Raw genomic sequence first — 21025 nt, forward strand, 5'->3', positions numbered from 1 at the left:
TCCGTCAGCCCCGCCGCCCGCTGGGCGACTCGTCCAGGGCGGTGCGGGCGCGGGGCACCCAGGCGGGGCTCTCGAACTCGTCACTGGTGATCACGCGCATGGAGGCTCGGGCGTGGCTTTCCGGCGGCACGACGCCCGACGCGGCGATCAGCGCGCCGACCGCCGTGGCCAGCTCGGTGAAGGTCAGCATCGAGTCGGTCTGCGAGCCGGCCCAGACCTCGTGGTCGGCGGGCAGGATCCCGCCGTCCGGCTGGCGGCGCAGGACGACGCCGAGCGGAAGGTCGGCCTCCAGGCAGCTGCCGAGCGTCCGGTACGCCTGGCGGTAGCAGCCGAGCAGGACGCGTTCCCGGTCGGTGAGGTGGCGCTCCGTGGCCAGCCTGGTGACCAGCGCTTCCACCCGGGCCTCGGCTGCGGCGGCGCGTCCGAACAGCGTCCAGCGGTGCTGCTCGCGGTCGGCGGCGCGGAAGGTCTGCCGGCGTACGGCCGTCCACTCCTGCCAGGCGCCGTGAAATTCGCCCTGCACGGCGTAGAACAGCTCCGCGGCGGCGAGGTCCGCCTCGCGCCGCTTCCTGCCCCGCTCTCGCCGGTCCAGGCCGCGGCCCTGGCCGGAGCCGGCGACGGCGATCAGCACCAGCCCGAGGACAAGGCAGAAGAGGAACGACGTCAGCAGCGTTTCGAAGTCGAGCACGGTCCTCCTCGAGTCGCGGGGGCGGCAGCCTCCCAGGCTGCCGTACCACGCATGCGGCGCAGTATCAGCCGTCCGGCGGGTTCCGAGAGGGCATCCCGTCCAATAGCGCCTGATTTCCCCTTGGTGACCGGCTGGAGCGCCGCCATGGCTCGCGCGGAATGCCGTGGTGGCGATGTCGCCCGTTCTGGCACGATGCCGCCGTGGATCTGCTGCCGTGCGGCCATGCCGCCTACGCCGGAACCGGCCGGATGTGCCGGCATCTGCTCGGCGGCGACGCGAGTGCGAGCCATGTCCGGCTGCTGACCGGCGCGTCCGGATCTTCGACGCGGTGACGGGTCGGCAGGAGGCGGTGTTCCCGGGGCCGGCCGGGAACCTGTTCGCCGACGACACGCGCCTTTACGCCGCAGCGCCCGAGGGTCTGGAGGTCTGAGATCCGGCGACCGGTGAGCGTACGGGAGTCCTGCCGGGCTTCACGCCCAGCCGCAGGCACCGCGGCTCCGGGGAACTGGCCGCCCTCGACGGCGGCGTGCTGCGACGACGGCAACCTAAGATCAACTCTTTTTCTTGACTCATTCCAGAAAAGGCAGCAGACTACGGGGCGTGGTGACGACCCCGGACTTCGAGCAGCTGCTGCGCGGAGCCGCGTTGCGGGTGACCCGTCCCCGCACGGCGGTGCTGCGCGCGGTGTTCGCGGCTCCGCACGCCGACACCGACTCGATCATCGGTGCCGTGCGCGGTGAGGTCTCGCACCAGGCGGTGTACGACTCGCTGCGCGCCCTGACCGCCGCGGGCCTGGTGCGGTGTTTCCAGCCCGCGGGCTCGGTGCCCCGCTACGAGGCCCGGGTCGGGGACAACCACCACCACATGGTCTGCCGGTCCTGCGGGCTCATCGCCGACGTCGAATGCGCGGTCGGCGACGCGCCCTGCCTGACCGCGCCCGGCGGCGACTTCGCGATCGACGAGGCCGAGGTCGTCTACTGGGGCCGCTGCCCCGGCTGTTCCACCGCAGGCAGTTCCTGATCCACCCGATCCCCCGCAAGTCACGGAAGGAATCCGATGTCTGAGAACCACGAAGCCGTCGTCCACGACGCCGAGGCGGGCGCCGAGTCGCGCTGCCCGGTGGCGCACGGACGCGCGCCCCACCCGACCCAGGGTGACGGCAACCGCGGCTGGTGGCCCAACCAGCTCAACCTGAAGATCCTGGCCAAGAACCCGGCCGTGGCCAACCCGCTGGGCGAGGACTTCGACTACGCCGAGGCGTTCGCCGGCCTCGACCTCGCCGCCGTGAAGCGGGACATCGCCGAGGTGCTGACGACCTCGCAGGACTGGTGGCCGGCCGACTACGGGCACTACGGCCCGTTCATGATCCGTATGGCGTGGCACAGCGCGGGCACGTACCGCATCAGCGACGGCCGCGGTGGCGCCGGCGCGGGCATGCAGCGCTTCGCGCCGCTGAACAGCTGGCCGGACAACGGCAACCTGGACAAGGCCCGCCGCCTGCTGTGGCCGGTCAAGAAGAAGTACGGCCAGCAGATCTCCTGGGCCGACCTGATGATCCTGACCGGCAACGTCGCGCTGGAGACGATGGGCTTCCAGACCTTCGGCTTCGCCGGCGGCCGCCCCGACGTCTGGGAGCCCGACGCCGACGTCTACTGGGGTCCGGAGACCACCTGGCTCGGCGACCAGCGCTACACCGGTGACCGCGAGCTGGAGAACCCGCTCGCCGCCGTGCAGATGGGCCTGATCTACGTCAACCCGGAGGGCCCGAACGGCAACCCGGACCCGATCGCCGCGGCCCGCGACATCCGCGAGACGTTCGGCCGCATGGCCATGAACGACGAGGAGACCGTCGCGCTGATCGCCGGCGGCCACACCTTCGGCAAGGCCCACGGCGCGGGCACCACCGACCACGTCGGCCCGGAGCCGGAGGGCGCGACGCTGGAGGAGCAGGGCCTGGGCTGGAAGAACAGCTTCGGCAGCGGCAAGGGCGGCGACACCATCACCAGCGGCCTGGAAGGCGCCTGGACGAACACGCCGATCGCGTGGGACAACAGCTTCTTCGAGATCCTGTTCGGGTACGAGTGGGAGCTGTTCAAGAGCCCGGCCGGCGCGCAGCAGTGGAAGCCGAAGGACGGCGCGGGCGCGGGCACCGTGCCCGACGCGCACGACCCGGCCAGGAGCCACACCCCGATCATGCTGACCACCGACCTGTCGCTGCGCTTCGACCCGGTGTACGAGCCGATCGCGCGCCGCTTCAAGGACGACCCGGCCGCGTTCGCCGACGCGTTCGCCCGCGCCTGGTTCAAGCTGACCCACCGCGACATGGGCCCGATCGCCCGCTACCTCGGCCCGGAGGTCCCGGCCGAGGCGCTGATCTGGCAGGACCGGGTGCCGGCCGTGGACCACGAGCTGGTCGACGCCGCCGACGTCGCCGCCCTCAAGGCGCAGGTGCTCGCGTCGGGGCTGTCGGTGTCGGAGCTGGTCTCGGTCGCGTGGGCGTCGGCGTCGACGTTCCGCGGCAGCGACAAGCGTGGCGGCGCGAACGGCGCCCGCATCCGCCTGCAGCCGCAGAGCGGCTGGGAGGTCAACGACCCCGACCGGCTGGCCCGGGTGCTGCACACCCTGGAGGGCGTGCAGGCCGCGTTCAACGCCGCCCAGACCGGCGGTAAGAAGGTCTCGCTGGCCGACCTGATCGTGCTGGCCGGGTCCGCCGCCGTCGAGCAGGCCGCCGCGACCGCGGGCCACCCGGTCGAGGTGCCGTTCACGCCGGGCCGCACCGACGCGTCGGCCGAGCAGACCGACGCGGAGTCGTTCGCGGCGCTGGAGCCGACCACCGACGGGTTCCGCAACCACCTCGGCAAGGGCAACCGCCTGCCGGCCGAGTACCTGCTGCTCGACCGGGCCAACCTGCTCACCCTGAGCGCGCCCGAGATGACCGTGCTGGTCGGCGGCCTGCGGGTGCTCGGCGCGAACACCAAGCAGTCCACGGTCGGCGTGTTCACCGACACCCCCGGGTCGCTGACCAACGACTTCTTCGCCAACCTGCTCGACCTGGGCACCGCGTGGACGGCGACGTCGGCCGACGCCGAGACCTTCGAGGGCCGCGACCTCGCCACCGGTGCGGTCAGGTGGACCGGCAGCCGCGCCGACCTCGTCTTCGGCTCGAACTCCGAGCTGCGGGCGCTGGCCGAGGTCTACGCCAGCGACGACGCGAAGGAGAAGTTCGTGCGCGACTTCGTCGCGGCGTGGGTCAAGGTCATGAACCTGGACCGGTTCGACCTCGCCTGATCCTGAGGACGACGAAGCCCGCCGGTGTACGGACACCGGCGGGCTTCGCCGCTGTCGGGGGTCAGTACCGCATGACGCAGTAGACGACCGTCGGGTGCAGGAACCGGTACCAGTGGTTCCACTTGTAGTCGTTGGTGCACTTGTCGCCGTTGGACCCGCCGCGCACGATGTCGATGATGTGCACGGTGCCCTTGGCCTTGCACTTGGGCGCGGCGACCGCGAACTCGGTGTCCGTCGGCAGGATGTAGCAGTAGTTGCGCACCAGGTACAGCTCCAGGCAGAGCCGGTAGCCGTCGGTGGTGATCCACGGCCCGTCGGGGTCGGAGCAGGTGCCCTGAGCGCGGTCGACGGACAGCACCCGGTAGGTGCCGCGCGTGCCGTTGCAGTTGCCGAGCCCCAGGAAGTCGCCGGTCTTGTCGACGGTGATGCAGTCGCCGACGGAGGCGGGCGCGGGCAGCACGGCTTCCGTGGTCGGGACCTCCGCGGGCGGCGAGTACCGGTCGGACGGGGACGGGCGGCCGGCCTGCGACGGCGACGGCGAGGCCGCCGGGCTGTCGTCGTTGACGAGGTTGTACACCACGCCGCCCCCGCAGAGCCCGATCACGCACAGCAGCACCACGCCGACGATCAGGCCGATGATCAGGGGAGTGTTGCTCTTCTTCGGTGGTGGCGGCGGGCCCACGCCTGGTTGCCAGGGGGCGGCGCCGGGGTAACCGGGGGGATTCTGCGGTGGAGGCAGCGTCACCCCAGGAGTCTCACACGGGCGCGCAACGGCACACCACGCAGCGGGTCCACATCAGATCAGGGTCACAGCCGGCCCCTCCCGGCGGTTCGCTGAGCCCGGGAGCACCAGCGATCGGCGCGCTGCCTGGTGAGGCACACTTCGAGGTGTGACCGACGATCTCGACGCGGTGGCCGCGCTGCACGACCCGGTGCGCCGGGCGCTCTACGACTATGTCGTCGCCCAGGGCCGGGCCGTCGGGCGCAACGAGGCGGCGCAGGAGGCCGGGGTTTCGCGTACCCTCGCGGCCTTCCACCTGGACAGGCTCGCCGAGGCCGGCCTGCTGGAGGTCGACTTCATGCGGTTGACCGAGGCCAGGCCCGGTCCGGGCGGCGGGCGTCCGGCCAAGGTCTACCGCCGGGCGCGGGCCGTGCGCAAGGTCACGCTGCCGCATCGTGACTACGAGCAGCTGGCGGCGCTGCTCGCCGAGGTGGTGCACGGCCTGGACGCGGACGACCGGGCGGTGGCGGTGGCGGCCGCCGCGGGCGAGCGGTTGCACGAGCCCGGCGGGTGGCTGGCGACGCTGCGCGAACGCGGCTACGAGCCCTATGCCGACGGCGACCGGGTGCGCCTGCGCAACTGTCCTTTCCGGCAGGTCGCCGAGGCGGAGCCGCTGCTCGTGTGTGCGATGAACCTGGCGCTGTGCAGGGGGATCGCGGGTGGCGACGCGAGCGCGGAGCTGGACCCGCGGCCGGGGGAGTGCTGCGTGTCCTTCTCTAAAAACAATACTCGTTGACATAGAAGCGGCGGGATGGTCTGCTCGATCCATGCATCTCGCGCAGCTCAACGTCGGGCGCCTGGTCGCGCCGATCGACGCCCCGGAAGTGGCCGAGTTCGTCGCGCTCCTGGAACCGATCAACGCGCTGGCCGACGCCGCGCCCGGGTTCGTGTGGCGGCTCAAGGAGTCCGAGACCGACTCGGCGGTGACCTACCGGCACGACTTCGGCGACGACCTGCTGATCAACATGTCGGTCTGGCGTACCCGGCAGGACCTGTGGGACTACGTGTACCGAACCCGTCACCTGGCCGTGCTGCAGCGGCGCCGGGAGTGGTTCCAGCGGTCGGTGGAGGTCCACAGCGTGATGTGGTGGGTCCCCGACGGGTGCCTGCCGACCGCCGCGGAGGGCATGGCACGCCTGGCGCTGCTCGGTGAGCGCGGTCCCGGGCCGGACGCGTTCACCTTCAAGGACTTCCGCGACCCGGTCGACGCGCCCGCCTGATCGGGGCCGGACCGGCGAGCGCCGGCTCCGTGTGCCGATTTACGCCAGATGTGCCTGAATCGGTCACTTCGACGGCCGAGTCAGGGCAGGGTGGTCGGCAGGGAGAGGAGCCGGGATGGACAGGATTCTCGCCGACCAGACCAGGGCGGCCGGCAGTACCGTGGATCAGCTCGCACCCGCCGGAGGCACGACGCCGCCGGTCCGGCGCTGGGTCACCGAACGTGAGCGCTGGGCGGCCGCGATCGCCGAGCACGGCGTCGACTGGGACCACCCCCGATCGGTGCACTGGAACGCTGCCTGCGGCATCGACGCCGCCGCCGACTTCGCCGCCGTACGCCGCAGCGCGCGGACCTACGACGCCATCGCGCCCGCGTTCGCCGCGACCGCCCGCCACCGCGAGGACCGGGCCCGCACCGCCGAGGCCATGGGCGACCTGGTCACCGCGCGCGAGAACTACTTCATGGCGGCCGTGCACTGGAGCGCGGCCCAGTGGCCGGGCCACGCCGACGACGACGCCGGCCGGGGCCACCACGAGCGCAAACGCGCCTGCTACGCCCGCTACGCAGCGCTGGCCGACCACCACGTCGAAGCGGTGTCGATCCCGTTCCCCGGCACCCACCGCGGTTCGCTGCCGGCCTGGTTGCACCTGCCGCCCGGCCATACCGGCGGCCGCCTGCCCGTGGCCGTCGTGGTGCCGGACCTCGACAGCGCCAAGGAGGCGACGGTCGCCCTGCACGGCGACCGCTTCCTCAGCCGCGGCTTCGCCGTGCTCGCGATCGAGGGACCCGGCCAGTACGAGTGCGCGATGCTCGGCACCCACTTCAGCATGCCCGCCTGGGCGCAGGTCGGCCCGGCCTGCCTGGACTGGCTGGCCGGGCGCGCCGAACTCGACCCGGCACGGGTCGTGATCGCCGGCAGCGGCTTCGGCTCGTTCGCGGCGACCGTCGTGGCCGCCCACGAGCCCCGGCTCCGCGCCTGCGCGGTCATGGAGGTCCACCACGAACCGGGCTGGACGACCGTGTTCGAGCAGGCGTCCCCGGCCTACAAGATGCGCTTCATGTACATGACCGGGCACACCGACGAGGCGGAGTTCGACCGGTTCACCCGCACGCTGACCTGGCAGGGGCGCGCGGAGCAGATCCGCATGCCGTACCTCGCGGTCGTCGGGGAGGACGACGAGCTCAGCCCGGTCGAGTGGACCCGCGCCCTGCTCGACGCGGTGCAGGGCCCCCGGCAGCTGGTGGTCTATCAGGACTCGCCGCACCACATCGGCGGCGTGCCGTCGGCCCGGCTGGGACCGTCCCCGTCCGGCCTGGTCGCGGACTGGCTCGCGGCCCGGGTGCGCGGCGACGCCTTCCCGTCCGAGCAGTGGCTGATCGACGGCGACGGCCGGATCAACCGGGGGCCGCTGCCGGCAGCCGAGCCGGTGGAACCGCCGGCATCGGAGCGGCCCGTCGAAACGCCGCCGGCGACGCGGTCCGCGGAGCCACCGCCGGTACCGTCGGCCGCTCCGCCCGCCCCGGCCGCTCCGCCCGCGCTGTCCGCTGCGCCGCCGGCCCCGGTCGCTCCGCCCGCGAAGGCGAACGGCCGCGGTCGGGGGTCCCGCAAGAAGGGCGGCCAGGTTCCTGCCGGGGGCGACCACGCACAGCCGTCGATCCACCGTGAACCCGCCGCCGCCGGGTCGCGGAACCGAGGCAAGGTCCCCCGTGGACCCTCGTCCTGACCGTGATGTCGGCGGGGCTGGCTATCCTGGCGCGATGGACCTGGAGTTCAGCGGTGAGATCTGGTTCTGGCGAGGCCCCGCCCCCTGGTACTTCGTGACCGTGCCCGACGAGCACTGCCCGGCGCTCGAAGACGCGTCGTCGCAGGTCAGCTACGGCTGGGGCATGATCCCGGTGACCGCCCGGATCGGCACGACCGGCTGGACCACCTCGCTGTTCCCCAAGGACGGGCGCTACATCGTGCCCGTCAAGGCGGTGGTGCGCCGGGCCGAGCAGCTCGACGCCGGTGACACGGTGACGGTCCGGCTCAACGTCGACGCTTGAGATTCCGGCCCGGACCGATGACTTCCGGGCCTCCGGCTCGTCATCACGGGTATGAGATTGACACTCACGGAGTTCGTGACCCTCGACGGCGTCTACCAGGGTCCGGGCGGCCCGGAGGAGGACACCGCCGACGGCTTCCGGCACGGCGGCTGGGTGGTGCCGTTCTTCGAGGACACCCTGGGCGAGTTCATCACCGGTGTCTTCGGCGAGGTCGACGCGTTCCTGCTCGGCCGGCGCACCTACGACATCTTCGCCGAGGCCTGGCCGAAGTCCACCGACCCGGCCGACCCGATCGCGAAGGCCCTCAACACGCTGCCGAAGTACGTCGCGTCACGCACGCTGACCAGCCCGGACTGGCACAACAGCACGGTCCTCGGTGGGGACGTGGTGGCCGAGGTCGCCAAGCTCAAGGAGCAGCCCGGCCGCGAGCTGCAGATCCATGGCAGCGGCGCGCTCGCGCAGACCCTGTTCGACGCGGGCCTGATCGACATGATCCGGCTCATCGTGTTCCCGGTCGTGCTCGGCTCGGGGCTACGGCTGTTCGCCGAGGGGCGTACGCCGTCGAGCTTCCGGCTGGCCGATCTCAGGTCGACGCCGACCGGCGTGACGGTGCAGACCCTGGAACTTGCCGGGGTGCCGGCGTACGGCTCGATGACGGTCGAGTGACGCGCAGGCCGGGGCAGGCCCGCTGTGCGGGCGGGCCGCCCCGGTCAGCGGCGGCGCAGTTCGAGGAAGCGGTAGCTGAGCAGGTCGTGGATGAGCGCCCACTGCAGCGCGTCGCCGCCGACCAGTGACTGCCAGTACAGGCCGGTCGGGCGGAACACGCGGCCCGCCGCCAGCAGCGCGCTGATCCAGCGGTCGCGCGGGCGGCGCAGTTCGAGGTACGGGGTGAGGTCGAGGTCGCGGACCAGTTCCAGGCCGTGCGCGGCGGCCGCGGTGCGCACCTGGCCGACCGTCAGCAGCGAGCCCACGTGCCAGCCGGTGCGGAACTCCGCCATCCGCCGGGCCGCCTTCGGCGAGTCGGGCGTGGCCGCGGAGGTGAGGAAGTCGTCGCATACCACCAGCCTGCCGCCGGGGCGCAGGGTGCGGGCCGCCTCGCGGAAGTAGCCGTCGGCGTCGGGGCTGTGGATGAACGCCTCGATGGAGAAGGCCAGGTCGGCGGTCCCGGCCAGGTCCTCGGGCACGGCCAGGAAGTCGCCCTCCCGGCAGCGCACCCGCTCGGCCAGGCCGGCCTCGGCGATCAGCTCGGTGGCCCGCGCCGCCTGCGCCGGGCTGATGGTGATGCCCTCGCCGGTCAGGTCGGTCTGCCCCGCCAGGTACAGCAGGCTCGCGCCGAGCCCGCAGCCCAGGTCCACTACGGACGGTCGGGCCAGGTCCGGCGGCAGCGTGTCGAGCAGCAGCTCGTCGACGTGGTGGAAGGCCTGCGCCCGGGTCGCCACACCGGGACCCCAGACGGCGCGGTGGATGGACGCGCCGCCCTGCCCGAGCCGCTCGAAAGCGGCGGCGTTGTTGTCGTAGTAACGGCGCACCCGCTCAGTGCCCGCCGCCGTATCCGCCTGGGAGGTCATGGCCGCTTACTGTAAACGCTCGCGCCTGTTCCCGCGCGACGGCGAAGGCTCCGCTTCGCTTGCACCGCAGGCGATTCCGTCGATGCCGCGCCGTTCGTCTGCCGGCGGTTGCGCTGCGTTCTCCGGGGAACTGCACGAATGAGCGGGTCGATACGTGCAGTTCCCCGGAAACCGTCAGGCGAGCACGGCGTCGGTGCGGCGCAGGCGGAGTTGGGTGAGCAGGCCGGTGGCGGCGATGAGGACGGCGATGGCGCTGTAGGCGAGGACGGTGGGCAGCAGGCCGACGGAGACTACGCTCTGCCCGGCGATGATCAGGGGCAGGCCGAAGGACAGGTAGGCGACCAGGAACACCGCGGCGAACAGGCCGCCGCGCTGGTGCGGCTGGGCGTGCGGGCCGACCAGGCGCAGCGCGCCGCCGAACGACGCGCCGAAGCCGAGGCCGCTGACGATCGCGCCGAGCCAGACCACGGGCAGCAGGCCCGCGGCGATGCCGGCCGCGACGACCAGCGTGCCGGTGAGCACCCCGGCGCTGCCGAGCACCGTGGCGCGGCGGCCGTGGAAGCGGCCGGTCACGATGCCCGCGACCGCGGCCGCGCCCGGGGCCAGGAACGCGGTCGCGCCGTTGAGCAGGCCGCTGTCGAGGTGGAAGACGCCGCGCACGATGGTCGGCCCGAGGCCCATGAACAGGCCGGCCATCATCCAGGCCGACAGGTGTACGGGCACCGCGGCGGCGAACTCGCGCCGGGCCGGGTGCGGCACGGTGACCCGCGGCACGAGCGAGCCCAGCGCGCCGGGCCGGCGTGCGGACGTCTCGGCGGACAGGTAGAGCACGACCGCGCCGATCGCCATGATCACGGTCAGCGTGCTGAACACGATCACGTTGGCGGAGTGGGTGAACTGGACCGCGACGCCGGTGAGCAGCGCGCCCAGGCCGAGGCCGCCGGCCGGGGCGACGCTGCCGATCAGCGAGCCCCAGCGGCGGTGCCGCGGCGGGGCCAGCTCCAGCAGCGAGGCGGTGAACGCGCTGCTGGCCGCGCCGGTGGCCAGGCCCTGCACGACGCGGGCGGCGATGACCCAGCCGAGGTTCGGCGCGAACACGAACATGACCATGGAGACCAGCTCGACCAGCAGCGCGCCGATCAGCACCGGTCGCCGGCCGACGTGGTCGGACAGCGAGCCGGCCACCAGCAGGGCGGCGAGCAGCGCGAACGCGTACGCGGCGAAGGCGACCGTGAGCATGGACGGCGCAAAGCCCCATTGCCGCTGAAACAGGACGAGCAGCGGGGTGGGTGCGCCCGCGGCCAGGTAGAGCGACCCGAACGCGAGCGCGGCGCCGGTGAAGGCGACGGTCGGCGACAGCGGCCGCCGGGCGGTCCGGGCGGAGTGGCGGGGCAGGTAGGGCGTGGCCCGCTCGGCGATGGTCATGACGTGCGCTCCCTAAAGCAAAGATCATTGCGTTTACGTCCAGGCGACCGTAGTCTCAGCGCGGAAGTTAAAGCAAATATTTCTGCGTTAGAGTGGGAGTCATGTCTGCCACACCCAGCCCCGCCCGGCGCACCGGCGGCCGCAGCGCCGCCGTGCTGGCCGCGGTGCGCTCCGCCGTCGAGGAACTGGTGCAGGAGCGCGGCAGCGGCCAGGTGACCATCCCGATGGTCGCCGAGCGCGCCGGGGTCAACCCGACCAGCATCTACCGCCGCTGGGGCGACGCCCCGTCGATGATCAACGATCTCGCGACGTACCGGATCTCGCCGGATCGGCCCCTGCCCGACACCGGTGACCTGCGCGAGGACCTGACCCGCTGGGCGCAGGAGATCATCGAGCACTTCCGGCAGCCGGCCGCCGCGGCGCTGCTGCGCGGCGGGGCGGCCGCGGCCGGGGCAGGCGACTCGGACTGCCTGCGCAACCGGCGGGCCGAGGCCACCCTGCTGATCGAGCGGGACGGCGGCGAGGTGCCCGTCGAGGAGGTCATCGACCATGTCATCGCGCCGATCGTCTACCGGGTGCTGTTCCGGCCCTGGACCCTCGACGACGAACTCGCTCCGGCCCTGGTGGGGCGCCTGTTCGCCGGTCGCTGACCGGCCATCCGATCACGACAGTGGAGATCGGAACGAATTGCTTCGTACCGCGGTCTATCCGGCTGAGGTCCGGAGGAGTATCGTCATAGACGTCCCCGCCGACTTCCCCCGTGGTCGGCGGGGATCCTTCGTCTCCGCAGCGGTTTACGGCCGTGCCCCGCGGGTATCTGCGGCCCGTCACCACGAATTGACACCGCTGTCGGCACGCAGGAGGACAACGATGATGCTGCTCGGATTGCTGCTGGTCCTCGGCCTGGCCGGACTGGCGCTCGTGGCCTTCATGGACAATGACGGCCTGTTCACCACGTCGGCGGGCGCGGTCGAGCTGTTCGGCTACACCTTCTCTCCCACGGTCGGCGAGGTCTTCCTCATCGGCACGGCCGCCGGTGCGCTGTTCCTCGTCGGGCTGTTCATGCTCTTCAGCGGGGCCGGCCGGCGCGCCCGCCGAAGGATGGCGGCCCGCCGGGAACTGGCCGCGCAGCGGGCCGAGAACCTCGCCCTGAAGCGCAAGCACGACACCATCGCCACGGAACTGGCCGCGCAGCGGGCCGCCGAGGCGGGCGCGGCCGACGCCGAGCGGGAGGTCGAGGCCGCTCGGGCGGCCCGCGACGCCAAGCTCGCCCGCGACGGCGCCGAAGCCGAGGCGGACGAGCGGCTGTCCACCCGGTAACCGCGCCGAACCGCCGGGGCCGCGACACCGATCCGGGTGGCGGCCCCGGCGGCGTTCAGGACTGGGCCGCGTCGGTGTCGAGCGGCCGGAGCTTGGCCCGGATGCGTTCGGCGTCGGGGTGGGCCAGCTCCTCCATGATGCGCAGCGCGTCCCGCCACAGCCCGTCGGCGGTGCCCGCCTCGCCGAGCGCCAGCTGCGCGTCGGCGAGGTGGTCGACGATGAACGCCTCCCAGTACCGGTCGCGGGTCTGGCGGACCAGGTCCAGCGCGTTGCCGAAGCCGAGCACGGCCTGCTCGTGGTTGCCGAGGTGGAGGTGGGCGTGGCCGAGGCTGTCCCAGGTCTCCCACTGCCCGGCCAGGTCGCCGACCTCCTGGTGCAGGGTGAGCGCCTCCGCGCATGCCGTGATCGCCGCCGCGTGGTCGCCGCGCAGCGTCTGGAACCAGCCCATCGTGTTCAGCGCCTTGGCCTGCCCCGACCGGTCCCCGGTGGCCCGGTGCAGCTGGTATGCCCGCTCGGCGTAGGTGTAGGCGTCGGCGTAGCGGGTGGTGCGCTCGCCGAGCCAGGTGAGCGCGAGCAGGGTGTTGGCCTGGCTGGCCGCGTCGCCGGACTGGGCGAACAGGGCCATCGCGCTGTCGTAGTGCTGCTGGGCCTCGTCGTAGCGTTCCAGCCAGGTGCTGGAGACGCCCAGCCCGTGGTAGACGTGGGCCTGCCCGGTCACGTCACCCGAGCGCAGCGCCGCGTCGAGCGCGACGCGCTGGGTGTGGGCCTGGTCGAGCCAGTGGCCCTGCCGGTCGAAGTAGGTGATCAGCGTCCAGGCCAGCTGCCAGGTGTGCCCGTCGCAGCCGAGCTCGTACGCCTGCCGGATGACGGCCAGCAGCACCGCGTGCTCGGCGGCGAACCAGGCGTACGCCTGGTCCCGGTCGGCGTGCACCTCCGGCGTCACCTGCTCGTCGCAGGGCAGGATCGTGATGCGGTGCCGGTGCGGGTACACCATCAGGGTCGCGCTGTTGGCGGTGTGCAGGTAGTGGTCGTACGCCCGGCGCAGCGCGGTGAACCGGTCCGGCTCGGGGTCGGCCTCGGCGACCAGTTCCGCGGCGTACGCCCGCATCAGGTCGTGCAGCAGGAAGCGCCCCGGGGCGTGCTCGACGGCCAGGTGCGCGCGGGTCAGCTCGGCCAGCAGCGGGCGCGCCTGCCGCACGGTCAGCCCGGCCGTGCTCGCCGCCGCCGCGAGCGAGACGTCCGGCCCGGGGTGCAGCCCCAGCAGCCGGAACATCCGCGCGCCGCCGTCGCTGAGCTGGCGGTACGACCAGGAGAACACCGCGCGCAGGTCGGTGGCCGCGTCGTCACCGCTGAACGCGTCCAGGTTGTCGCGCCCGTCGGCCAGTTCCGCCGCCAGCGCGGCCAGCGGCAGCGCCGGGCCGGACGCGGCGCGGGCCGCGACGATCGCCAGGGCCAGCGGCAGCCCGCCGCAGCGGGCGATGACGTCGCGGACGGCGCGGGGCTCCCGCTCGACCGCGCTGCCGCCGAGCCGGTGGGTGATCAGCTGCCGCGCCTCGGCGGCGGTGAACACGGCCAGCGACAGCGGCCGGGCGCCCTCGGCCGCGACCAGGCCGGACAGCTGGTTGCGGCTGGTGACCAGCACCATGCACCCGGCCGTGCCGGGCAGCAGCGGGCGCACCTGGTCGGCGTCGCGGGCGTTGTCCAGCACCAGCAGCATGCGCCGCCCGGCCAGCAGGGTGCGGTAGAGGGCGGCCTGCTCGGCGAGGTCGGCGGGCACCCGCGCGGACGGCACGCCCAGCGCGTCCAGGAAGCCGCGGACCGCCTGCGACGGGTTGGCCGGCGGGCCGCCCGCGTCGAAACCGCGCAGGTTGACGTGCAGCTGCCCGTCGGGGAACCGGTCCGCGGAGCGGTGCGCCCAGTGCACCACGAGCGAGGTCTTGCCGATCCCGGCGCTGCCGGTGATGACGGCGACCCGGGCCGGGCCGGCCTCCCGGTCGCGCATCCGGTCCAGCTCCCGCAGCGCCTCGTCGCGCCCGGTGAAGCCGGCCACGTCGGCGGGCAGCTGCCGGGGCGCGGTCACCGGCGCGGCGGCGGCCGCGGGCGCCTCAGGCGTGAAGTCGTACCGGCCGGGGCGGGTGAGCCGCGCGTCGTCGCGCAGGATCGCCTCGTGCAGCGCCCGCAGCTGCGGGCCGGGTTCCAGGCCGAGCTCGTCGCGCAGCAGCGTGCGGGTGTCGCGGAACAGGTCCAGCGCCTCGGCCCGCCGCCCGCTGCGGTAGCGGGCCAGCATCAGGCAGCCGCGGAAGAACTCGCGGAACGGCTGCTCGGCCACCAGCGTCTCCAGCGTCCCGGCCACCTGCCGGTGCCGGCCCAGGGCCAGCTCGGCCTCGGCCCAGCCCTCGTACGCGGCGAGCCGTTGCTGGTCCAGGCGCAGCGCCTCGTCGGCCAGCGGCGGGCACGCGGTGAACTCCGCGTACGCCGGGCCGCGCCACAGGTCCAGGGCGGTCCGCCAGTCCCGGGCGGCGGCCTCGACGTCACCACCGTCCAGGGCCGCTGCCGCCGCGGCGCTCAGCTCGCCGAACCGGGCCGCGTCGAGCGACTCGCCCGCGGGCACCGTGTAGCCGTCGGGAGCGTTCTGGATCCGCTCGGTGCCCAACGCTCCGCGCAGCTGGCTGATGTACTGGTGGACGTTGCGCCGGGCCGAGGCCGGGGGCTGGTCGGCCCACAGCGCCTCGACGAGGACGTCCATGGGCACGGGCCGGCCCAGGCGGGCCAGCAGGACGGCCAGCGCCAACCGCGGCTTGTGGCCCGTCGGCAGGTAGGCCGGCTGTCCGTCGTGTACCGCCTGGAGGGGTCCCAGCGTCTGGAACTCCACTGCCGTCTCGCCTTTCCGACCACGATCCCGACAACGAAACGTGCTCAGGCGATCACGTTCCGCGTTGTACATCGCCTGTACCGCGATCGGACACGATGCGCGGTATCGGCGAGCGTACGGCACGGGTCGAAACGCCCTGTGGCAAACCGTGCGTGTTCGTCGGCTGGCACGCCGACGTGCCGATGTTCTCGGGGCGGGCCGAGATTCGGGGGACCTCGGCCGCCCTGAGACCACGCCTCCAGTCGATTCCGTGACCGTCACACCGGGACCGCCGGGGACACCCGCGCTGGACGGCGTCGGGCACACTGCCTCCCATGCCGAAGTCACGCCGAGAAGTCCGGGCCCGCCGAGCCGCCGCTGCCGCACGGATGCAGCCCGGTGGCCGGGCGCGGACCCGTTCGGCGCTCACCGAGGCGCGCAGCTGGCAGCAGGCCGGCCTGCCCGCCGCCCTGTCCGGCGCGTTCGGCCTGGTGCTGAGCATCGCGCTCGCGATCGGGGACTCCTGGACGCTGCCCGCGGTGGCGGTCGGCGCGACCCTGCTCAACATCTACGCCGCGTATGTCATCGTCAAAGCCCGCCGAGCCGACGACGTCCTCTTCCCGCAACGCTGGGGCGCCGGCCGCTTCTCCGCCCGCGGCGAGGTCGTCTCGGGCGTCCTGGCGCTCGCCTCGGCGGTGCTCGCCGTGATCGGCTTCGCCGGCCGATGAATACGCGTTGCGGCCCGGCTGCGCGCCCACGTAAGGTCTCGACCTTGTGCGCAAGCTAGTCGACTCCGTCGTGCCCGCCCGGCTCGGCGCGAGCTACCGCTGGCTGCTGGCCTCGTCCTGGTCGAGCAACCTCGGCGACGGGGTGGCGATGGCCGCCGGGCCGCTGCTGGTCATGTCGCTGACCGAGGACCCGTTCCTGATCTCGCTGGCCGCGCTGCTGCGCTGGGCCCCACCACTGGTGTTCGGCCTGTACGCGGGTGTGCTGTCGGATCGGCTGGACCGGCGCCGCATCATGATCGTGGCGAACCTGGCCCGGGTGCTGGTGCTGGCCGGGCTCGTGGCGACGATGCTCACCGGGAGGCTGACGGCGATCGGCGCGCTGGCGGCGCTGGGCCTGCTGACCGTCGCCGAGGTGTTCGCCGACAACACGGCGGGCACGCTGACGCCGATGCTGGTGCACCGCGACGACCTGACCGTGGCCAACGCGCGATTGCAGACCGGCTTCATCACGCTCAACCAGCTGATCGGGCCGCCGATCGGGGCGGCGCTGTTCGCCGTCGGCACGGCCTGGCCGTTCGCGACCGAGGTCGTGCTGGTCGCCGCCGCCGTGGTGCTGGTGTCGCGGGTGCGCCTGCCGGTCCGGGAGCGGCCCGCGCAGGACAAGCGCAGCCTGCGGCGTGACGTCGCCGAGGGGTTCCGCTGGACGGTGAACCACGCGGCCGTGCGTACCCTCGTGCTCACGATTCTGATCTTCAACGTGACGTTCGGGGCCGCCTGGTCGGTGCTCGTCCTCTACGCCCAGGAGCGACTCGGCCTCGGCGCGATCGGCTTCGGTCTGCTCACCACGGTCTCGGCGGTCGGCGGCCTGCTCGGCACCGCGCTGTACGGCGCGATCACCCGCCGGGTGAGCCTGGGCAACGTGATGCGCATCGGGCTGATCATCGAGACGCTCACCCATCTGGGCCTGGCGGTCACGAACTCACCGGTGGTCGCCTCGGCGATCTTCTTCGTGTTCGGCGCGCACGCGTTCGTCTGGGGCACCACCTCGGTCACGGTGCGCCAGCGGGCGGTGCCCGAGCAGTTGCAAGGCCGGGTGAACAGCCTCAACACCATCTGCGTGTTCGGCGGGCTGGTCGTCGGCTCGGTGATCGGCGGCGTGCTGGCCACCCACTACGGCGTCACCGCGCCGTTCTGGTTCGCCTTCGCCGGCTCGGCGGCCTTCGTCGTGCTGCTGTGGCGCGAGCTGACCCGCATCGCCCACGCGGACGAGCAGCCCGTCCCGGCACCCGCCTGACCCGCCACGGCGGGCTCAGGGCAGTGACGCGGGCAGGCCGAACAGGGGGAAGTGCGCCGCGCCGACGAACGCGGTGACCTCGGCGATGCGGTCGTCGCGCAGCGTCAGCACGTTGACCGACCAGGGCAGGTGCTCGCCGGTGGGCTCGGGGCGCAGGTAGGCGGCCACCGCGGGCTGGCCGTTGGCGTCGACCGGCAGGTGCCGCCACGAGCCGCACGAGGTCAGCGGCACCCGTACCACGAAGTCCATGACCGCGGCCCGGCCGTGATACCAGTGCGGCAGCGGCGGCATGGACCAGGTGACGTCCTCGACCAGCAGCGTGATCAGGGCGTCGGCGTCGCCGCGCTCCAGTGCCTGGGCGAACCGGCTCACCACCTCCCGCACCCGCGCGTCGCCGATCTTGCGTAGGGTCTGCTGCTGGCTGGGGGAGGGCGACTTCTCCGCCACGATCCGGCGGGCGCGGGCCAGCGCGGAGTTCACCGAGGTGGTCGACGTGTCCATGATCGCGGCGATCTCGGCGACGGAGAAGCCCAGCACCTCGAACAGCAGCAGCGCCGCCCGCTGGTTGCCCGGCAGGTGCTGCAGCGCGGCCACGAACGCCAGCTCGACCGCCTCGCGCTGCTCGTAGCGCGCGCCCGGCCCGGCCGGACCGGACCCCAGACCCGCGCCGGCGTACGGCCCGAGCCAGGCGACGTCGGTCAGCGGGGTCTCGCCGAGCACCGCGTGGGCGCTGGACGGGCCCAGGTCCATCGGCATGGCCCGCCGCCCGCGCGCCTCGACGAGGTCCAGGCAGGTGCGGGTGGCCACGGTGTAGAGCCAGGCCCGCAGCGAGCCGCGCCCGGCGAAGCCCGCCAGCCCGCGCCAGGCCCGCAGCAGCGCGTCCTGCAGCGCGTCGTCGGCGTCGTGGGCCGAGCCCAGCATCCGGTAGCAGTGCGCGTGCAGCTCGGCGCGCAGGGGCTCGACGAGCCGGGTGAACGCGGCGTCGTCCCCGGCCCGCGCGGCGGCCAGATCGGGGTCGTCCCCGGGCGGCGCGGAGGAAAGTTCGCTCACAAGCGACGATTCTGCCGCACGGGGGCGGTCTCATTCAGGTACGAGTGCCATCTCACCTGCTAGGGAGACCTGATGAACGACGTTTCGACCGTGCCGGCCGCCATCCTGGAGGTGCCCGGCGCGCGCCTGCACTACGAGGTCCGGGGCACCGGGCCGCTGGTCGTGCTGGTCGGCGCGCCGATGGACGCGCGGGCGTTCACGCCGCTGGCCGAGCTGCTGGCGAGCGACCACACGGTGCTCACCACCGACCCGCGGGGCATCTTCCGCAGCTCGGTCGACGACCGCGACCAGGACTCGACGCCGGAGCAGCGCGGCGACGACCTGGCCCGGCTGATCACCCACCTCGACGCGGGCCCGGCCGTGGTGCTCGGCTCCAGCGGCGGGGCGGTCAGCGCGCTGGCGCTCACCGAGGCCCGCCCCGACCTGGTAAGCACGCTCATCGCGCACGAGCCGCCGCTGGACGAGCTGGTCGAGGACCGTGCGGAACTGCGGGTGGCGACCGACGACATGATCGCGACGTACCTCGGCGGCGACCACCGGGGCGCGTTCGCGAAGTTCCTGAAGATCGCGAACATCGAGCTGCCCCCGTTCGTGTTCGAGGCCATCGTCGGCGGCGAGCGTGACGAGCAGGCGGTCGCCGACGAGCACTTCCAGTACGCGCACATGCTGCTGCCGACGGTCAGCTTCGTGCCCGACGCGGCGGCGCTGCGCAAGGGCGGCACGCGGCTCGTGGTCGGCATCGGCGAGGAGTCGACCGGGCAGCTCTGCGACCGCACCTCGCGGGCGCTGGCGGCACAGCTGGACATCGAGCCGACGATGTTCCCCGGCGACCACATCGGATTCACCGGCGACCCGGTGGCGTTCGCCGCCCGCCTGCGGGAGGTGCTGGCCGCGCGCTGACCGCACCGTCGAGAGTGGACACACGGCCATCCGGATTTCGTCCGGATGGCCATGTCTTTGCGCGCGCTTCTCATCCGTTCGTCGGCTCACGACCGTCGAAGTGTTGACGTGTTGGTGACGTGTCGGTAACGTTGCCCCCGACGCAGTGCAAGATTTCGACAAACGAATGTTTAGTTTTGTCGTTAGCTTGTGCAAGTTCCCTGCAGGCCGCTCACCTGCCGGTGTTCTCCATCCGTTCGGGAGAGGCCCGGTATGACGTCGGCATTCGTACGCACTGGTCGATCACCTCCACGCGGCCCGGGCTGAGTTCACGCCCCGCCACGTCACCGGTTACACCACGCCTGCAAAACATCAACCGCGCGGCCCCGCTCACCGTCGCGGCTGATCGGTCACCCGTTTCACCGCAACGCGCGTGGACTCCCGTCCATCCGCGGAACCGTCCCTCCGTGACAAAGGACAGTGATGAGAACCAGGACTCCGATCAGAGCGGTGGCGACCGCGGTCGCCACCGCCATGATCGCCACCGCCGCGTGGGCGGCGGTCGCGCAAGCGGCCGGCGGCCCCAACCTGTCGTCAGGCAAAACGGCCTCCGCCAGCTCGGTCAACGGCCCCTACGGGACCGGCAACCTCAACGACGGCAACCAGGGCAGCTACTGGGAGAGCTCCGGCTCCCTGCCGCAGTGGGCCCAGATCGACCTCGGCGCCGCCACCGCCATCGACCAGGTCGTGCTGAAGCTGCCCGCCGGCTGGGGCACCCGCACCCAGACCCTGTCCGTGCAGGGCAGCACCAACGGCTCCACGTTCAGCGACATCGTCGCGTCGCAGGGCTACAGCTTCAACCCGTCGGTCGCCAACAACTCGGTGACCGTCAACTTCCCGGCGACCTCGACCCGGTACGTGCGCGTCAACATCAGCGCCAACACCGGCTGGGCCGCCGCGCAGCTGTCCGAGCTGGAGATCTACGGCATCGCCGGCGCGTCGACCAACCTCGCCCAGGGCCGCCCGACCACCGAGAGCGGCCACGCCGACGTCTACGACGTGTCCCGCACCGTCGACGGCAACCAGGGCACCTACTGGGAGAGCGTCAACAACTCCTTCCCGGAGTGGGCGACCGTCGACCTCGGCTCGTCCGTCGCGGTCAACCGCGTCGTGCTGAAGCTGCCGACCTCCGGCTGGGGCACCCGCTCGCAGACGCTGTCGGTCCAGGGCAGCACCAACGGCTCGACGTTCACCGACATCGTCGGCTCGGCGTCGTACACCTTCAACCCGGCCGTGGCCGGCAACTCGGTGACGATCAACTTCACCCAGACCACCACCCGGTACGTGCGGATCAACATCACCGCCAACACCGCGTGGCCGGCGGGCCAGCTCTCCGAGATCGAGGTGTACGGGCCCGGCACCGGCACCCCCGACACCACCGCCCCGAGCGTGCCGTCGAACCTGACCCTCGGCGCGTCCGGCACCACGATCACCCTGAACTGGGGCGCGTCGACGGACAACGCCGGCGGCAGCGGCCTCGCGGGCTACGACGTCTACCGCAACGGCACGCTGGCCGCCCAGGTCGGCGCGGTCACCACCTGGCAGGACACCCAGCCGACCACGGCCACCGTGTCCTACTACGTGCGGGCGCGGGACAACGCGGGCAACGTCTCCGCGAACAGCAACACCGTGACCCGTAACGGCACCACGCCCGACACCACCCCGCCGAGCGTGCCCGGCACGCTCAGCCACACCACGTCCGGCACGACGATCACCCTGAACTGGGGCGCGTCGACCGACAACGCGGGCGGCAGCGGCCTGGCCGGCTACGACGTGTTCCGCAACGGCGCGCTGGCCGCGCAGGTCGGCACCGTGACCACGTGGAACG

At 72.8% G+C, this 21025-nt stretch carries 20 protein-coding genes; 14 read left to right on the forward strand and 6 right to left on the reverse strand.

Going from position 1 to position 21025, the window contains the following annotated elements:
- Positions 1–4 precede the first annotated feature (4 nt).
- Positions 5–688: a hypothetical protein gene (locus Cco03nite_RS16620; RefSeq protein ID WP_203693005.1), complete on the reverse strand. Its 684-nt coding sequence runs from the start codon at positions 686–688 to the stop codon at positions 5–7.
- Between the two features lie 200 nt (positions 689–888).
- Here Cco03nite_RS16620 and Cco03nite_RS42875 point away from each other — a divergent pair, with 200 nt between their 5' ends.
- The 3 genes from Cco03nite_RS42875 (at position 889) to katG (ending at position 3976) form a co-directional block, all read left to right on the forward strand.
- Complete coding sequence (locus Cco03nite_RS42875) at positions 889–1020, forward strand: hypothetical protein (protein WP_275412046.1); 132 nt, start codon at positions 889–891, stop codon at positions 1018–1020.
- A 271-nt stretch (positions 1021–1291) separates the two neighbouring features.
- A complete protein-coding gene (locus tag Cco03nite_RS16625) occupies positions 1292–1708 on the forward strand; it encodes a Fur family transcriptional regulator (RefSeq protein WP_425546905.1) in 417 nt (138 codons plus the stop codon).
- A 36-nt stretch (positions 1709–1744) separates the two neighbouring features.
- Positions 1745–3976 carry a catalase/peroxidase HPI gene (gene katG / locus Cco03nite_RS16630; protein WP_203693007.1) on the forward strand — a complete coding sequence of 744 codons (2232 nt, stop codon included), beginning with the start codon at positions 1745–1747 and terminating at the stop codon, positions 3974–3976.
- Positions 3977–4037: 61 nt separating this feature from the next.
- Here the strand turns inward: katG and Cco03nite_RS16635 are convergent, their stop codons facing one another.
- On the reverse strand, positions 4038–4721 hold the full coding sequence (locus Cco03nite_RS16635) for a hypothetical protein (RefSeq protein WP_203693008.1): 684 nt from the start codon (positions 4719–4721) through the stop codon (positions 4038–4040).
- Between the two features lie 145 nt (positions 4722–4866).
- On the opposite strand from Cco03nite_RS16635, the gene Cco03nite_RS16640 reads away from it, so the two are divergent.
- From Cco03nite_RS16640 to Cco03nite_RS16660, 5 genes are all read left to right on the forward strand, one after another.
- Positions 4867–5493: a helix-turn-helix transcriptional regulator gene (locus Cco03nite_RS16640; RefSeq protein ID WP_203693009.1), complete on the forward strand. Its 627-nt coding sequence runs from the start codon at positions 4867–4869 to the stop codon at positions 5491–5493.
- A 31-nt stretch (positions 5494–5524) separates the two neighbouring features.
- Positions 5525–5977 carry a DUF3291 domain-containing protein gene (locus Cco03nite_RS16645; RefSeq protein ID WP_203693010.1) on the forward strand — a complete coding sequence of 151 codons (453 nt, stop codon included), beginning with the start codon at positions 5525–5527 and terminating at the stop codon, positions 5975–5977.
- A 115-nt stretch (positions 5978–6092) separates the two neighbouring features.
- On the forward strand, positions 6093–7700 hold the full coding sequence (locus Cco03nite_RS16650; protein WP_203693011.1) for an alpha/beta hydrolase family protein: 1608 nt from the start codon (positions 6093–6095) through the stop codon (positions 7698–7700).
- 34 nt (positions 7701–7734) lie between these two features.
- Positions 7735–8022 carry a DUF1905 domain-containing protein gene (locus Cco03nite_RS16655; RefSeq protein WP_203693012.1) on the forward strand — a complete coding sequence of 96 codons (288 nt, stop codon included), beginning with the start codon at positions 7735–7737 and terminating at the stop codon, positions 8020–8022.
- 51 nt (positions 8023–8073) lie between these two features.
- Positions 8074–8688: a dihydrofolate reductase family protein gene (locus Cco03nite_RS16660; protein WP_203693013.1), complete on the forward strand. Its 615-nt coding sequence runs from the start codon at positions 8074–8076 to the stop codon at positions 8686–8688.
- 44 nt (positions 8689–8732) lie between these two features.
- Here Cco03nite_RS16660 and Cco03nite_RS16665 read toward each other — a convergent pair whose 3' ends face one another.
- Both Cco03nite_RS16665 and Cco03nite_RS16670 read right to left on the reverse strand, forming a co-directional pair.
- Positions 8733–9590, reverse strand: coding sequence for an SAM-dependent methyltransferase (locus tag Cco03nite_RS16665; RefSeq protein WP_203693014.1), 858 nt, complete (start codon positions 9588–9590; stop codon positions 8733–8735).
- Positions 9591–9764: 174 nt separating this feature from the next.
- A complete protein-coding gene (locus tag Cco03nite_RS16670; protein ID WP_203693015.1) occupies positions 9765–11015 on the reverse strand; it encodes an MFS transporter in 1251 nt (416 codons plus the stop codon).
- A 101-nt stretch (positions 11016–11116) separates the two neighbouring features.
- On the opposite strand from Cco03nite_RS16670, the gene Cco03nite_RS16675 reads away from it, so the two are divergent.
- Both Cco03nite_RS16675 and Cco03nite_RS16680 read left to right on the forward strand, forming a co-directional pair.
- Positions 11117–11665, forward strand: a complete 549-nt coding sequence (locus tag Cco03nite_RS16675) for a TetR/AcrR family transcriptional regulator (protein WP_203693016.1) — start codon at positions 11117–11119, stop codon at positions 11663–11665.
- 220 nt (positions 11666–11885) lie between these two features.
- Complete coding sequence (locus tag Cco03nite_RS16680) at positions 11886–12335, forward strand: hypothetical protein (protein WP_203693017.1); 450 nt, start codon at positions 11886–11888, stop codon at positions 12333–12335.
- Positions 12336–12390: 55 nt separating this feature from the next.
- On the opposite strand, the gene Cco03nite_RS16685 is transcribed toward Cco03nite_RS16680, so the two are convergent.
- Positions 12391–15207, reverse strand: coding sequence for an AfsR/SARP family transcriptional regulator (locus Cco03nite_RS16685; RefSeq protein ID WP_203693018.1), 2817 nt, complete (start codon positions 15205–15207; stop codon positions 12391–12393).
- A gap of 314 nt (positions 15208–15521) precedes the next feature.
- Between Cco03nite_RS16685 and Cco03nite_RS16690 the strand changes: the two genes are divergently transcribed.
- Together Cco03nite_RS16690 and Cco03nite_RS16695 are read left to right on the forward strand one after the other, a co-directional pair.
- A complete protein-coding gene (locus Cco03nite_RS16690; RefSeq protein ID WP_203693019.1) occupies positions 15522–15914 on the forward strand; it encodes a hypothetical protein in 393 nt (130 codons plus the stop codon).
- Between the two features lie 46 nt (positions 15915–15960).
- Positions 15961–17208, forward strand: a complete 1248-nt coding sequence (locus tag Cco03nite_RS16695; RefSeq protein ID WP_203693020.1) for an MFS transporter — start codon at positions 15961–15963, stop codon at positions 17206–17208.
- Positions 17209–17223: 15 nt separating this feature from the next.
- On the opposite strand, the gene Cco03nite_RS16700 is transcribed toward Cco03nite_RS16695, so the two are convergent.
- On the reverse strand, positions 17224–18258 hold the full coding sequence (locus tag Cco03nite_RS16700; protein WP_239167427.1) for a sigma-70 family RNA polymerase sigma factor: 1035 nt from the start codon (positions 18256–18258) through the stop codon (positions 17224–17226).
- Positions 18259–18330: 72 nt separating this feature from the next.
- On the opposite strand from Cco03nite_RS16700, the gene Cco03nite_RS16705 reads away from it, so the two are divergent.
- Positions 18331–19158, forward strand: coding sequence for an alpha/beta fold hydrolase (locus tag Cco03nite_RS16705; protein ID WP_239167428.1), 828 nt, complete (start codon positions 18331–18333; stop codon positions 19156–19158).
- A 462-nt stretch (positions 19159–19620) separates the two neighbouring features.
- Positions 19621–21025: galactose-binding domain-containing protein (locus tag Cco03nite_RS16710; RefSeq protein ID WP_203693021.1), on the forward strand; the 1405-nt coding region annotated here is incomplete at its 3' end.

This window comes from Catellatospora coxensis (assembly GCF_016862635.1).
Classification (GTDB): Bacteria; Actinomycetota; Actinomycetes; order Mycobacteriales; family Micromonosporaceae; genus Catellatospora; species Catellatospora coxensis.

Coding starts and splice junctions, on each gene's coding strand:
- Cco03nite_RS16650 (WP_203693011.1), top strand. CDS start 6,093: ATGGACAGGATTCTCGCCGACCAGACCAGGGCGGCCGGCAGTACCGTG.
- Cco03nite_RS16645 (WP_203693010.1), top strand. CDS start 5,525: ATGCATCTCGCGCAGCTCAACGTCGGGCGCCTGGTCGCGCCGATCGAC.
- katG (WP_203693007.1), top strand. CDS start 1,745: ATGTCTGAGAACCACGAAGCCGTCGTCCACGACGCCGAGGCGGGCGCC.
- Cco03nite_RS16690 (WP_203693019.1), top strand. CDS start 15,522: ATGCCGAAGTCACGCCGAGAAGTCCGGGCCCGCCGAGCCGCCGCTGCC.
- Cco03nite_RS16705 (WP_239167428.1), top strand. CDS start 18,331: ATGAACGACGTTTCGACCGTGCCGGCCGCCATCCTGGAGGTGCCCGGC.
- Cco03nite_RS16670 (WP_203693015.1), bottom strand. CDS start 11,015: ATGACCATCGCCGAGCGGGCCACGCCCTACCTGCCCCGCCACTCCGCC.
- Cco03nite_RS16665 (WP_203693014.1), bottom strand. CDS start 9,590: ATGACCTCCCAGGCGGATACGGCGGCGGGCACTGAGCGGGTGCGCCGT.
- Cco03nite_RS16655 (WP_203693012.1), top strand. CDS start 7,735: ATGGACCTGGAGTTCAGCGGTGAGATCTGGTTCTGGCGAGGCCCCGCC.
- Cco03nite_RS16675 (WP_203693016.1), top strand. CDS start 11,117: ATGTCTGCCACACCCAGCCCCGCCCGGCGCACCGGCGGCCGCAGCGCC.
- Cco03nite_RS16680 (WP_203693017.1), top strand. CDS start 11,886: ATGATGCTGCTCGGATTGCTGCTGGTCCTCGGCCTGGCCGGACTGGCG.
- Cco03nite_RS16660 (WP_203693013.1), top strand. CDS start 8,074: ATGAGATTGACACTCACGGAGTTCGTGACCCTCGACGGCGTCTACCAG.